This window comes from Amycolatopsis pittospori (assembly GCF_013870525.1).
GTDB classification, from domain to species: domain Bacteria; phylum Actinomycetota; class Actinomycetes; order Mycobacteriales; family Pseudonocardiaceae; genus Amycolatopsis; species Amycolatopsis pittospori.
The window spans coordinates 219,375-232,056 of record NZ_JACBXD010000001.1 but is presented as its reverse complement, the minus strand read 5'-3'; the positions used below and the strand labels follow the sequence as shown (position 1 = coordinate 232,056).

The 12,682-nt window shown below is 70.5% G+C and carries 14 protein-coding genes and 1 pseudogene; 8 read left to right on the top strand and 7 right to left on the bottom strand.

Annotated features, from left to right (window positions below):
- From H5J31_RS01170 to H5J31_RS01160, 3 genes and pseudogenes are all read left to right on the top strand, one after another.
- A pseudogene (locus H5J31_RS01170) lies at positions 1-222 on the top strand (DeoR family transcriptional regulator); the annotation flags it as partial.
- Positions 219-1,301, top strand: a complete 1,083-nt coding sequence (gene galT, locus H5J31_RS01165) for a galactose-1-phosphate uridylyltransferase (protein ID WP_181770504.1) — start codon at positions 219-221, stop codon at positions 1,299-1,301. The pseudogene H5J31_RS01170 and the gene galT, both read left to right, overlap by 4 nt.
- A 72-nt stretch (positions 1,302-1,373) precedes the next feature.
- Positions 1,374-2,822: a S1C family serine protease gene (locus H5J31_RS01160; protein WP_181770503.1), complete on the top strand. Its 1,449-nt coding sequence runs from the start codon at positions 1,374-1,376 to the stop codon at positions 2,820-2,822.
- A 455-nt stretch (positions 2,823-3,277) separates the two neighbouring features.
- Here H5J31_RS01160 and H5J31_RS01155 read toward each other — a convergent pair whose 3' ends face one another.
- From H5J31_RS01155 to H5J31_RS01135, 5 genes are read right to left on the bottom strand one after another with little or no spacing between them, the layout of a single operon-like run.
- The gene (locus H5J31_RS01155) at positions 3,278-3,691 is read right to left on the bottom strand and encodes a hypothetical protein (RefSeq protein ID WP_181770502.1); all 414 of its coding nucleotides are present in this window, start codon (positions 3,689-3,691) and stop codon (positions 3,278-3,280) included.
- Positions 3,688-4,767, bottom strand: coding sequence for a molybdopterin-dependent oxidoreductase (locus H5J31_RS01150; RefSeq protein WP_181770501.1), 1,080 nt, complete (start codon positions 4,765-4,767; stop codon positions 3,688-3,690). Before H5J31_RS01150 ends, H5J31_RS01155 begins: the two co-directional genes overlap by 4 nt.
- A complete protein-coding gene (locus tag H5J31_RS01145; protein WP_181770500.1) occupies positions 4,764-5,375 on the bottom strand; it encodes a class I SAM-dependent methyltransferase in 612 nt (203 codons plus the stop codon). The genes H5J31_RS01150 and H5J31_RS01145 overlap by 4 nt, the downstream gene beginning before the upstream one ends.
- Entirely contained in the window at positions 5,372-6,028 is a 657-nt protein-coding gene (locus tag H5J31_RS01140) for a TIGR04282 family arsenosugar biosynthesis glycosyltransferase (protein WP_181770499.1), read from the bottom strand. Before H5J31_RS01140 ends, H5J31_RS01145 begins: the two co-directional genes overlap by 4 nt.
- Positions 6,025-6,681, bottom strand: coding sequence for a glycosyltransferase family 2 protein (locus H5J31_RS01135; protein ID WP_181770498.1), 657 nt, complete (start codon positions 6,679-6,681; stop codon positions 6,025-6,027). The genes H5J31_RS01140 and H5J31_RS01135 overlap by 4 nt, the downstream gene beginning before the upstream one ends.
- A 131-nt stretch (positions 6,682-6,812) precedes the next feature.
- Between H5J31_RS01135 and H5J31_RS01130 the strand changes: the two genes are divergently transcribed.
- From H5J31_RS01130 to H5J31_RS01120, 3 genes are read left to right on the top strand one after another with little or no spacing between them, the layout of a single operon-like run.
- Positions 6,813-8,186, top strand: a complete 1,374-nt coding sequence (locus tag H5J31_RS01130) for a hypothetical protein (RefSeq protein WP_181770497.1) — start codon at positions 6,813-6,815, stop codon at positions 8,184-8,186.
- Positions 8,187-8,196: 10 nt separating this feature from the next.
- Positions 8,197-8,895, top strand: a complete 699-nt coding sequence (locus H5J31_RS01125; protein WP_181770496.1) for a response regulator transcription factor — start codon at positions 8,197-8,199, stop codon at positions 8,893-8,895.
- Positions 8,892-9,941: a sensor histidine kinase gene (locus H5J31_RS01120; protein ID WP_181770495.1), complete on the top strand. Its 1,050-nt coding sequence runs from the start codon at positions 8,892-8,894 to the stop codon at positions 9,939-9,941. The genes H5J31_RS01125 and H5J31_RS01120 overlap by 4 nt, the downstream gene beginning before the upstream one ends.
- Here the strand turns inward: H5J31_RS01120 and H5J31_RS01115 are convergent.
- Positions 9,938-10,753 (bottom strand): MBL fold metallo-hydrolase, encoded by an 816-nt coding sequence (locus H5J31_RS01115; RefSeq protein WP_207897222.1) that lies wholly within the window; start codon positions 10,751-10,753, stop codon positions 9,938-9,940. The two genes, H5J31_RS01120 and H5J31_RS01115, sit on opposite strands and share 4 nt — an antisense overlap.
- 58 nt (positions 10,754-10,811) lie before the next feature.
- The gene (locus H5J31_RS01110; protein WP_181770494.1) at positions 10,812-11,873 is read right to left on the bottom strand and encodes an NAD-dependent epimerase/dehydratase family protein; all 1,062 of its coding nucleotides are present in this window, start codon (positions 11,871-11,873) and stop codon (positions 10,812-10,814) included.
- A 128-nt stretch (positions 11,874-12,001) separates the two neighbouring features.
- Between H5J31_RS01110 and H5J31_RS01105 the strand changes: the two genes are divergently transcribed.
- Together H5J31_RS01105 and H5J31_RS01100 are read left to right on the top strand one after the other, a co-directional pair.
- Positions 12,002-12,502, top strand: coding sequence for a MogA/MoaB family molybdenum cofactor biosynthesis protein (locus tag H5J31_RS01105; protein ID WP_005155592.1), 501 nt, complete (start codon positions 12,002-12,004; stop codon positions 12,500-12,502).
- A gap of 3 nt (positions 12,503-12,505) precedes the next feature.
- Positions 12,506-12,676, top strand: coding sequence for a hypothetical protein (locus tag H5J31_RS01100; protein ID WP_181770493.1), 171 nt, complete (start codon positions 12,506-12,508; stop codon positions 12,674-12,676).
- Positions 12,677-12,682: the final 6 nt, after the last annotated feature.

The window sequence follows — 12,682 nt, the reverse complement described above, 5'->3', positions numbered from 1 at the left end:
ACCGACCGCGCGCTGGTCGAAGCCGGCCGCAAGCTGGTCGTGCTGGCCGACCACACCAAATGGGGCATCGTCGGCATCTCCACGATCGCCGGTCTCGAAGAGGCCGATGTCGTCGTCTCGGACGACGGATTGTCCGACCACGCAAAGGAAACGCTCACCGAGCAGGCGCGTGAGCTGATGATCGCCGAAACGGCGGAGACGGCTGAGGCAGAAGAAGCGTGAAGCGCACGGTAAGGCACCTGGCCGACGGCCGGGAGATCATCTATTTCGACCGGCCCGGCGCCCCCGAGCGCACCGCCGAGGACACCCGTGACCTGCCGCAGGTGGCGGCGGCGTCCGAGATCCGGCGCGACCCGCTGACCGGCGAATGGGTCGCGATGGCCGCGCATCGGCAGACGCGGACCTACAAACCGCCCGCCGACCTGTGCCCGCTGTGCCCGACGAAACCGGGTAAACCCAGCGAGATCCCGGAGCCGGACTACGACGTCGCGGTGTTCGAGAACCGATTCCCTTCCTTCGCTCGCAACGTGCTAGGCGAAGCATCCACAGTGGACGGTGCCGGACTGGTGCCGATCGCCCCGGGTGTCGGTCGCTGCGAGGTCGTCTGTTTCACCAGTGAGCACGACGGTTCCTTCGCCGGGTTGACGGCGAAGCAGGTCCGCGCCGTCGTGGACGCCTGGGCGGATCGCACCGCCGAACTGTCCGCCATGGACGGTGTCGAGCAGGTCTTCCCGTTCGAGAACCGCGGTGAAGAGATCGGCGTGACGCTGCACCACCCGCACGGCCAGATCTACGGCTACCCGTTCGTCACGCCGAAGACGGAGCGGATGCTGGAGGTCGCCCGCGCCTACCAGGCAGAACACGGCCGCCCGGTGATGGGCGACGTCCTGGCCGCCGAACGCGAATCCGGTGCCCGGGTCGTGGTCGCCGGCGAACACTGGACGGCGTTCGTGCCGCCCGCCGCGCGCTGGCCGGTGCAGGTCCAGATCGTGCCGCACCGCCAGGTGCCCGACATCCCCGCGCTTTCGGACGCGGAGCGTGACGAGTTCTCCGACATCTACCTCGAAGTCCTTCGTCGCTGCGACGGGCTCTACGAACGGCCGCTGCCCTACATCGCCGCCTGGAACCAGGCACCCGCGAAGCGCGATCGCGAATTGGGCTGGCTGTACCTGGAGGTGTTCTCGGTACTGCGGTCCAAGGACAAACTCAAGTATCTGGCGGGTTCGGAGTCCGGGATGGCCGTGTGGATCAACGACGCCACCCCCGAGCAGATCGCCGACAGGCTGCGCGCAACCCGCTGATGAGGCCATACTCATCAGCGATGCACAGCTTTGGCTCAGGAACTTCTCAGGACGATCCCGCAAGGTAGAGACATGACCGAGAACGACCCCAGCGGCCAGAACGCCGAGCAGGCGCGGACCGCCGGCGCTCAGCCGGACGCGGAGAAGAGCGCGCAGGAGGCCTGGGCCGCACAGCCGTCCCAGCCGCAGCCTGACGCGACCGGCCTCGGCGGCCATGCCACCCCGCACACCGGCGGACAGCAGGCCTACACCCCGGAACAGCAGTACAACCCGTGGTCACCGCAGGCCCAGCAGGCACCCGCTCCGGAACCGCAGCCCCAGGCCCCGTACACCCAGGGGCACCAGGTCCCTGGTCAGCAGGCGCCGTACGGCCAGCAGACCCACACGCATCCGAACGCGGCGATCTACTCGGTGCCGCAGCAGCGGCAGACGTCGGGCAAATCCGGCTCCGGCAAGGTGCTCGCCGGTGTCGCGGCGATCGCGCTGGTCGTCGGCGGTGTCGCGGGCGGCACGGTCGGGTTCCTGACCTCGGACGCCACGGGCGGCGGCTCGGTGAGCGCGCTCGACGCGCCGCGGCCCGCCCAGCAGACGGGCAACGCGCCCGCCGGTTCGGTCGAATCGGTGGCGCAGAAGCTGTCCCCGAGCGTCGTCGAGCTGCAGGTGTCCGGGCGATCGGGCGCCGGCGAGGGTTCCGGCTTCGTGCTCAGCACCGACGGCTACGTGCTGACCAACAACCACGTCGTCGAGGTCGCCGCCAACGGCGGGCAGATCCAGGCGGTGTTCCAGGACGGCAAGAAGGGCGCGGCGACCGTCGTCGGCCGCGACCCCACGACGGATATCGCCGTGGTGAAGGTCAGCGGCGTCAGCGGGCTGACCCCGGTGGAGCTCGGCCGGTCCGACGACCTTCGGGTCGGGCAGCCGGTGGTCGCCATCGGCTCGCCGTTCGAGCTGGCCGGCACGGTCACGTCGGGCATCGTCAGTTCGCTGAACCGGCCGGTGAGCGCCGGTGGCAACGGCGACCAGACCACGGTGATGTCGGCGGTGCAGACCGACGCGGCGATCAACCCGGGTAACTCCGGTGGCCCGCTCGCGAATATGGCGGGCCAGGTCATCGGCATCAACTCGGCGATCTACAGCCCGAAGTCCAGCCAGGGCCAGGGCGGCGAGAGCGGCGGCAACGTCGGCATCGGCTTCGCGATCCCGATCGACCAGGCGCGCCGCACGGCCGACGACATCATCAAGACCGGCCAGGCGACGCAGACCTTCATCGGCGCACGTGTGCAGCCCGCGCCGACAGGCGGGGCGCAGCTCGGCGAGATCACGCCGGGCAGCCCGGCGGAGCAGGCGGGCCTGAAGTCCGGTGACGTCGTGACGAAGCTGGACGAGCGGGCGATCCCCAACGCGGACGCGCTAGTCGCGGAGGTCCGCACCCGGGCGCCGAACGAGAAGGTCAAGTTCACCCTCAGCGACGGCAAGGTCATCGAGGTGACCCTCGGCGGCCAGCCCGTCACCCCGAACTGAGCACTTCCAGACGCTCGGCCGCAGTGCGCGGCCGAGACCAAACCCCGGCTCGAACCCCCAGCGGGCCGGATCTGAGGCCACGTGCGACCGGCTGCCAATCCCGGTCGCGCGTGGCCCCTTTTTTTTGACCGGTAAGGCAAAGGTGGCGTGGTCGGTCGGTCGTTGCGTCCGGCCGCGTGGCGGGGTGTTGCGAAAGCCACTTTCGCAACGTTGAAGGTTGCGAAAGTGGCTTTCGCAACAACCGGGGGTTGGGTAGGTCGGGGCGTGGGTGGGTCCGTTCGCCGGGGTGGAAGTGTGCTCGGGTCCGGATCTCGCGTGCTTGGAGACGTGACTCGCGTGCTTGGTTACCGCACTGGGGGTTTACGGCTCCGAGCACGAGAGATCCGTCTTCAGGCACGCGAGTGCGTCGCGCGGGCCACCGCCTGGTCCGAGACACGCCACGTTTGCCTGACCTCTCAATAATGTCCTTTTCGGCGGACGAGAGCGGCTACGAGGACGCCGAGCCAGACGACGGCGAGGGTGAGCAGCAAACCCGTGAGGGTGTCGGCGTCGTGCAGGCCCGGGTTCTGTGCGCCGCCGAAAGGTCGCCACAGCAACGGGAACGCGATCAAGCCCAGTACCCCGGTGAGCACGGCGCCCGTGATGACCGGCGTCTTCCAGCGCGCCGGCAGGAACGTGCTCAGCGCGAGCCCGACGGCGCCGACCAACGGCGCGACCAGCAGGTCGTGCACCAGCGGGCCGCCGGCGAGCCAGCCCAGCGTTCCGAACACGTCCGGACGCAAGGGGAACGCGTACTCGGCGAACAGCACCGCGCCCCAGGCAAGCGCGGCCAGACCGGGCAGGAACAGCAGTAGCCGCAACGTCTTCACAGTGTCTCCAACCGGGTGACCCATTTCGTCTGCAGGACACCGGGCCGGTTCGGGGCGATGATCCGGCACGGGAAGCCGTGGTCGGCGTCGAGGATTTCGCCGTTGAGTTCCAGTGCCAGCAGGGTGAGTTCGTCCGAGGTGTGCTCGCCGGGCAGGTCGCTGATCCCGTACGGCCCAGCCTTCTCCAGGGAGAACACGCGGACCGGCGTGCCGGGCGCGCTTCCGGCGTCCCGCAACAACTCCGGCAGCGAGACACCGCTCCAGCGCGCGGACTCGCTCCAGCCCTCCACACAGGCGATCGGCAGCTCGGCCGACGTCCTGGGCAGTGCGCGGAGTTGGTCGAGCGAATAGGTCTTCGTGCCGTTGGGCGTCACCACCGAGAGCCGCCAGTCCGGGTCGCGCGCGGTGTCCAGGACGCCCGCCGCCGCGGCCGTCCGGTTCACCGGCAGCCCCTGAGGGCCCTTGTCGCTGCGCCAGGAGAGCCCGGAGACGTTGCGCAGCAACGGAACCGTCGCACCCGCCGTCGCGACGACGGCGACTCCGGCGGCGAGCCAAGTGGTGCGGAGGAAGGCGCGGCGCGAGGGCTCGGGTTCCTTGGTGAGCGCACGGCGGACGATCGGCAGTTTCACCGCGATGTGCACCAGGATCGAACCGATCGCCACCCACGCGAGCGCGTAATGCAACTGGGGGAAGTAGAACGTCCACGGATAGTTCTGCGCGATGTTGAACAGGCCGGTCGCGAGTTCGAAGAAGGCGGCCACGGACAGCACCAGGATCGACAGCCGTTCGAGTGCGTGCGGCAGGTTCCGGATCGCCGGACGCTCGAACAGTTTCGGGTACACGCTCCAGAGTTTCGCCAGCAGCAAGGGAATCGACGCGATCCCGGAGACGACGTGCGTGCCCTGCGTGACGCGGTAGAGCCACACCGGACGGCTCGGCCAGCCGAACCACGACGGCGGATGCTGGATGAGATGGCTGATCAGGCCGGTGACGAAGCACAGGGTGAACGTGACGGCGAGGGCGAGCCCGATCCGGGACGTCACCCGCTCCGAATGCGCGGCGGAGCGGAATCTCATGCTTTCTCCAGGCAGGCGAACCAGCGGTGACCGCGACGGGTGGACCAGGCGACCCGGAAGGCGCTCCGGGCGGCGAGTTCGGCGATCGCTTCGACGCCGACCCAGGCCCAGGTGAACCAGGCGCCATCGCTGTCGGGACGCAGCCGGACGCGGTCCTGGCGAACGCCCCGGCCAGGCGGGTCGAGTTCGACGAGTACGGTGCCGCCGTCGGCGATCAGTTCGGCCGTGCGCGTCAGCAACCGGAGCGGATCGCCGCCGATGCCGATGTTCCCGTCGGCGAGGATGGCGTGCCGCCAGCGCCCTTCGCCGGGCACGCGGTCGAAGACGTCGCGCCGGACCGCGACCGCGCCTCGGGCATGCGTGAGCCGCACGGCCGTGGCCGAGATGTCGACGCCGAGCGACGCGACGCCGCGTTCGGTCAGCGCGGCGGTGAGCCGGCCGGGGCCGCAGCCGATGTCGATCGTGGGGCCGCCGCAGGCGTCGAGGAGGACGTCGTCACCGTCGCAGGGGATGGCCGTCCAGCGCTCCACCGGCAGGTCGACGCGTTCGCCGGTCGCCAGTTCCAGCCAGCAGCGATGGCCGAGCAGGCCGCGGTCGAAGGCGGTCACCGGACGACCTCGACCGCTCGGGCGAACCGGCCGTCCGGCTTCACCGCGGCGACCCGGCGCGCGTCCGCCATGGTGTCCACATCGGACAGTTCCGGCAGGAGGCCGGGCCGCAGGCCGACTTCGGTCAGCGCACGCAGGGTTTCCCGGCCGGTGTCGGCGCGGGACATCGGGACGCCGGCGAGGGCCTTGGCGTGCAGTGGATCCCTGAGGCCCAAGGCCCACCAGCCGCCGTCCTCCGCGAGGCCGAGTACGGAATCCTCGGTGTCGAGAGACTTCGCGGCCGCGGCCAGGAGTGCCGGGGTGACCTGCGGGGTGTCCATCCCGATCTGCAGTACGGGTTCGCCGGGGTGACGCGCGGCGGTATCGGCGTGCGCGTTCGCCAGTCGGAGGTCGAAACCGTCGCCGCGCTGGAGAATCACGTCGGTCTTTTCGAGCGCCGCGGCGATTTCCGCGCCGCGAGTGGCCTTGCCGAGGTCTCCGGTCAGGGCGACGACGACTTGGGCGTCCGGCGCCAGCAGTGCGGCGTCGAGGGTGTCGAGCAGGGCGGCGGCCGCGATCCCGGCGGCCTGGTCAGGAGTCGCGGGCGGACAGAGGCGCGTCTTCGCGAAGCCGGGCACGGGTGCCTTGGCGACGATCAGCAGACAGAAGGTCATCGGCTCAGCACCCGCCCGAAATCGCGGGCCGCGCGCAGGGTTCCGCGCAGCGAACCGGAGACCTTCGACTTCGTGCCCTTGGCGCGTTCGCCGTAACCGACGTCGAACTCCGTGACGCGCCAGCCCGCGCGCCGCGCCTTGATCAGCAGTTCCAGCGGGTAACCGAAGGCGCGGTCGGTGACGCCGAGGTCGAGCAGCGCAGTCCGGCGGACGGCCCGCAGCGGCGCGATGTCGCGGACCGGCAGGCCCTGCCGTCGCAAGAGGGCCGAGACCAGTGCGTTGCCCGCTCTCGCGTGCCACGGCCAGACCCCGGGGCCGGTCGGCACCCGGCGTCCGACCGCCAGATCCGCTTCGACGAGCCCGTCCACCAGCATCGGCAGTTCGGCGAGGTCGAGGGAACCGTCGGCGTCGGCGAAGCAGACGATGTCCGCCGTGGCCGCCTCCAACCCGGTGTGGACCGCGGCGCCGTAGCCGCGCCGGGGTTCGTGGACGACCTTCGCCCCGAGCCGGGCCGCCACTTCGGCGGAGTCGTCGGTGGAGCCGTTGTCGACCACGATCGCCCGGTAGCGCGCGGGCAGGGCCGCCAGCACCCCCGGAAGGGCACCGGCCTCGTCGAGGCAAGGAAGCACGACGTCAACCTGGTCATCGTTCACGCACTGCACGCTAAGTCCGGGATGGACGGACGAAAACCCTTGCTGTGCTTACCGAATCATGACGTCGGCGAAGTCCTTACCGAGTTCTGACGGGTCGCCTCCACAAGCCGTCGGAGGCCCGGAATCCGGCTATGGTGCCGGTGATGTCCACTGTCCGGCTCGCCGAGCCTGCCACCGCCGCACCCGCTCCGAAGGGGCGCCGAGCCGACCTGATCGCCGTCGGGCTGGCGATGCTCGTGGTCGCCGCCGCGATCGCCGTCGGCCTCTATTACAACCGGCCCGGCTCCGACGTGGTGATCTACGCCTTCGCGCCGCCGCTGTTCGGGCTGTGGCTGCCGCATGTCGGCCCCGGGTCGATCGCCGCCGTCGTCCTCGCGATCCTGGTCGTCACCAGGGGGCCGGCCCTCGCCGCACGGCTGAGCTGGCGTCCGTTGCTCGCCCTCGGCTACGTGACCGCCTTGGCGTGGACGTTCTCGCTGGCGATGATCGACGGCTGGGCGCGCGGCTTCACCGGACGGCTCGCCACCGAACACGAGTACCTGCACGAGGTCCCCGGCATCACCGACATCCCGCGGATGCTGAGCGAGTTCTCCTCCCGCATCCTCGATTTCCAGCCGAACTCGTGGACGACGCACGTCTCCGGCCATCCGCCGGGCGCCACGCTGGTCTTCGTCTGGCTCGACCGCCTCGGACTGCAAGGCGGCGCCTGGGCGTCGACGCTCGTCGTGCTGGTCGGCTGCCTGGTCGTCGTCGCCGTACCGGTGACGCTTTCCGCGCTGGGCGAGCAGGACGCGGCGCGAACGGTCCTGCCGTTCGCCGTCCTGACACCGGGCGCGATCTGGATCGGTGTCTCCGCGGACGGCCTGTTCGCCGGGGTGACGGCGACCGGGATCGCGCTGCTCGCGCTCGCCACGCGACGGCGGATCCTCGCGCTCCCCGGCGGGTTGCTGCTCGGGTTCGGCCTCTTCCTGTCCTACGGCCTCGTGCTGCTGGGCGTGATCGTGGCGGCCGTCGTCGTGCTGACCCGCCAGTGGCGGATCCTGCTCTTCGCCGCGCTCGGCGTCGCCGTCGTGGTCGTGGCGTTCGCACTGGCCGGGTTCTGGTGGCTGGACGGCTATCACCTGGTGGTCGAGCGCTACTACCAGGGGATCGCGACGCTGCGTCCGTACTCCTATTGGGTGTGGGCGGATATCGCCGCGGTGCTGATCGCGATCGGTCCGGCCGTGATCGCCGGGACGCGACGGGCGGGCGCGGCGTTCCTCGCCGAACCGAAACGGTCGTTCCGCGACCCCGTCACCCTGATCGTGGCGGCCGCCGTGCTGGCGATCGCGTTCGCCGACCTGTCCGGCCTGTCGAAGGCGGAGGTCGAACGCATCTGGCTACCGTTCGAGGTGTGGCTGCTGCCCGCGGTGGCACTGCTGCCGTCGCCGGGACGGCGGTGGTGGCTGGCCGCTTCGGCGGCCACGGCGCTGGTGGTGAACCATCTGGTGCTGACTAGCTGGTGAGGTGGGTGCGATGACAGAGCAGGGCCGCGTGCTCGTGGTCGACGACGACGAGACCGTGCGAGACGTCGTCCGTCGGTATCTGGAGGTCGCGGGCTTCGAAGTCGAGGTCGCCGGCGACGGCACCGAGGGGCTGCGGCTGTTCTCCGCGACCGGCCCGGACCTGGTGGTGCTCGACGTCATGATGCCCGGCCTCAACGGGCTCGAGGTCTGCCGACGGCTTCGGCAGGTGAGCCAGGTGCCGGTCGTCATGCTGACGGCGCTGGGCGAGGAGGAGAACCGGATCGCCGGGCTCCAGCTCGGCGCCGACGACTACGTCACGAAACCCTTCAGCCCCAAGGAACTCGCGTTACGTGTGGCGTCCGTGCTGAGGCGCGCCCGGATGCCGCGTCCCGAACCGCCGGCGCGCGAGCTCGCCGACGGGAACCTCGTCCTGCAGATGAACGCCCGGCAGGCGAACCTCGGCGGCGTCGAACTTCCCTTGACCAGCCGGGAATTCGACCTGCTCGCGTTCTTCCTCGCGCATCCCGGTGTGGCGTTCTCCCGCGCAGATCTGCTGGAGAAGGTCTGGGGCTGGGACTTCGGCGACCAGTCCACCGTGACCGTCCACGTCAGACGGTTGCGGGAGAAGATCGAGCGGGATCCCGCCAAACCCGTCCGCGTAGCCACCGTCTGGGGCGTCGGCTACCGCTACGACCCGGTGCGGCCATGATCGGCTCCGGGGAGTCCTTCGGCGAGATGCTGGCGCACGCCTGGCACATCCTGCCGTTCGCGCTGCTGTTCGCGCTGCCGGTGGTCCTGCTCGGCGTAGTGGCGTTGTACCTGCTCAGGCGGGGTTCGCTGGCCAGCACGATGACGATCCTCGTGCTGATCCCGGTGCTCGCGACGCTGACCGCGGTGCTCGGCATCAGCGGGTTCATGTTCACCCCCGCGCTGACCACCATGACGCTGGTCTGCCTGCTGGTCGCGCTGGTGACCGTGCCGCCGGCGCTCGCGCTCGGCCGCGCGATCGCGCGCCGCAGTGTGTGGGAGCGCGAGGCACGGGAACGGGAACGCGCGGCCGAGGCGTCGCGGCGCGAACTGGTCGCGTGGATCAGTCACGACCTGCGGAGCCCACTGGCCGGGATCCAGGCGATGGCCGAGGCGGTCGCGGACGGCGTCGTCGCCGAGCCGATCGAGGTCACCGACTACGCGCGGCGCATCAGCGGCGAGACCACGCGGCTTTCCGGCATGGTCGGCGACCTCTTCGAGCTGTCGCGGATCACCGCGGGCGCGCTGCAACTGACCATGGCCTCCGTGCCGCTGCGCGACGTCGTGAGCGACGCCGTCGCCGCGCAGGCGCCACTCGCCGAACAGAAACGCGTGCGGATGGTCGAGAACGCGAACGTCTGGCCGGTCGTCTCCGGGAGCGATCCGGAGCTGGCGCGGATCGTGCGCAACCTGGTGTCCAACGCCGTCCGGCACACACCGCCGGACGGCACGGTCGCGGTCCAGATCGGCATCGAAGGCGGCGAGGCGCTGCTTGCCGTCGACGATGGCTGCGGCGGCATCCCCGACGACGAGATCGGGCGCGTCTTCGACGTCGCGTTCCGCGGGACCCGGGCGCGGACTCCCGAACGGGGTGGGCTGGCGAGCGGCGGCGGACTCGGGCTGGCGATCGCGAAGGGACTCGTCGAGGCCCATCGCGGCCGCATCGGCGTCCGCAACCACGGCCCCGGCTGCCGGTTCGAGGTCCGCCTGCCGCTCGCCACGGCCTAGAAGCGCAGAAAGCCCATGTCGGGGAAGTGCGCGGGCGCGATGACGGCGCCGGTCTCTTCGGCTTCGGCGAGGAAGCGCCGCCTGGTGCGGAGGGCGAGATCCGGGTCGAGGTCGCCGAGGAATCCGATCGTGGGATCCGTCAGCTGCGCGGGCGTGTGCAGGACATCGCCGAGCAGGAGGAGACGCTCGTCGTCCGCGGTGATTTCGAGAACGTAGTGGCCCGGCGTGTGACCGGGGGCGTGGCGCGCGACGATCCCCGGCGCGATCGGGACGGTGTCGCCACCGATCGCCTCGGTCAGACCCGCGCCCCGGGCGGTCTCCATGCCGACGCGGCCCCATTCGCCGGTCCCGGCGGGGGTGATCAGCGCTTCCCAGTCGAGTTCTCCGAAGAGGATCTGCGTGCCGGGGAAGGTCAGCTCGCCTTCGGGGGCGATCCAGCCGATGTGGTCGTTGTGCAGGTGGGTGAGGAAGACGGTGTCGATCTCGGCGACCGGGCACCCGGCCTTGTCCAGCGCGGCCGCGAGGTCGCCGCCCGTGCCCATCGGCGGGGTGGGGTCGCCCTTGGCCGGGGTCATTCCCTTGGGGAACGCGAACTCGCGCGGGCCGAGCCCGGTGTCGACGAGGATCGTGCGGCCGTTGCCGCGGATCAGGTACGCGCCGGTCGGGACGTGCACGGTGCCGTCCTCGTCGAGCACCTCGGGGTGGACCTCCGGGTCGAGACCGGGGAGGAACGCCGTCGGCAGCCTGATCAGGCCGTCCCCGAGCGCCTCGATCTCGATATCTCCGACGGTGATGCCCACTCGAACCCCCATGAAGTCGTTTCCGTTGCCGGGAAAGACAACCGAGCGGGGGCCGGGTCTGTTCCCGGTTTCAGGGACCGACCGGTTCCCGCAGCTCAGCGGTGGCGAAACCGGCGATCCCCTCGGCGAATCCCGTCCGCGCGGTGAAGCCGAGCAGCCGCTCCGCACGGGCGGGGTCGGCGACGACATGCCGGACGTCGGCGGGCCTCGCGCCACCGACGACCTTCGGAGTGGGTCCGTCGCAGGCCTTCGCGAGTTCTTCGGCCAGTTCGCCGACGGTGTGCGGCTGCCCGGAACAGATGTTCAGCGGGGTGAGGTCGGCTTCGGGGCCGTCGGTGCGCAGCGCCAGGAGGTTCGCCCTCGCGACGTCGTGGACGTGGACGAAGTCCCGCTGCTGCCTCCCGTCCTCCAGCACCATGGGCGCTTCGCCGCGAAGCAGGGACGACCGGAACAGGGACGCGACACCGGCGTACGGGGTGTTCTGCGGCATCCGGGGGCCGTAGACGTTGTGGTAGCGCATCGCCCAGACCGTCCCGCCGATCTGCCGTGCCCACGCGGCCGCCAGGTGTTCTTGCGCGAGTTTGGTGGCGGCGTAGGTGCTTCGCGGTTGTAGCGGAGCGTCTTCGGGGACGAGCTGCCAACCGAGTTCGGCGCCGCAGGCCGCGCACGTGGGCTCGAAGCAGCCGGCGTCCACATCGGACTGTCTGCGCGGCGACGGAGGCACGATCCCGTGGATCGGGCATTCGTAGCGGCCTTCGCCGTAGACGACCATCGACGAGGCCAGGACCAGTTTCCGGACCCCGGCCCGGTGCATCGCCGCGAGCAGCACGGCGGTGCCGTAGTCGTTGTTCAGTGCGTACGACGGCGCGTCGGACGGGTCGATCCCGTGTCCGACGACGGCCGCCTGGTGGCAGACCGCGTCGACGCCGTCCAACAGTTCGGCGACCAGTTCCGTGTCGGTGACGTCGCCGCGCAGGAACCGGTGGCGTCCGGTGTAGCCGGGTGGGCGCGACGAGCCGTGCGCGGTGCGCAGAAGGTTGTCGAGGACGACGACGTCGTCACCGCTTTCGGACAGCAGATCGGCGATATGGGAGCCGATGAACCCGGCCCCGCCGGTTACCAGTGTTCGCACCTTTCCGACGCTAGGGGCGGTCTTCGCCCTCGGCCCCGGATCCGCCGCTCATGTCAGGGAATCGTCACAACTCGTGGCCCGTGACACCGCGGGAGCGAAGATCAGGCGAAACCGGATACGGTGTGCCTATGGAACGGAGCGCACAACGGCTGGGCCGCGCACTGGTGGTCATCGTGGACGACCGAGTCGCCCACGGCGAACACGAGGACAACACGGGACCGCTGGTCACGGAGCTGCTCGAAGAGGCGGGGTTCATCGTCGACGGTGTCGTCGTGGTCGAGGCCGAGACGGCCGCGATCCGCAACGCGCTCAACACCGCGGTGATCGGCGGTGCCGACCTGGTGATCACCGTCGGCGGCACGGGGGTCTCCCCGCGTGACCGCACGCCCGACGCGACGGCCGGTGTGCTCGACCGCCCGATCCCGGGTATCGGCGAGGCCTTGCGCGCGTCCGGCCTGGCCGCCGGTGCGGTGGACGCGGGTATCTCCCGCGGGCTCGTCGGCGTCTCCGGCAGCACGCTGGTGGTCAACCTCGCGGGCTCTCGCGCGGCCGTCCGCGACGGCATGGCGACGCTCTCGTCGCTCGTGCCGTACGTGATCGACGAGCTTTCCGGACTCGAAGAGGCCTGAGCTTTGGCGGAAGACGACAAAGGCCCTTCCGCGGCCGCCCAGCGACGCCGGGTGGACGAGATCTTCGGCGACGTCCTGCCGGAGACGACGTCCGATGAGCGGGAACCGGGGCAGCGCACCCCGGACCCCGACTCGTGGTACCTGGAGAACCGGCCGCCTCACCACGACCGGTGATCCGGA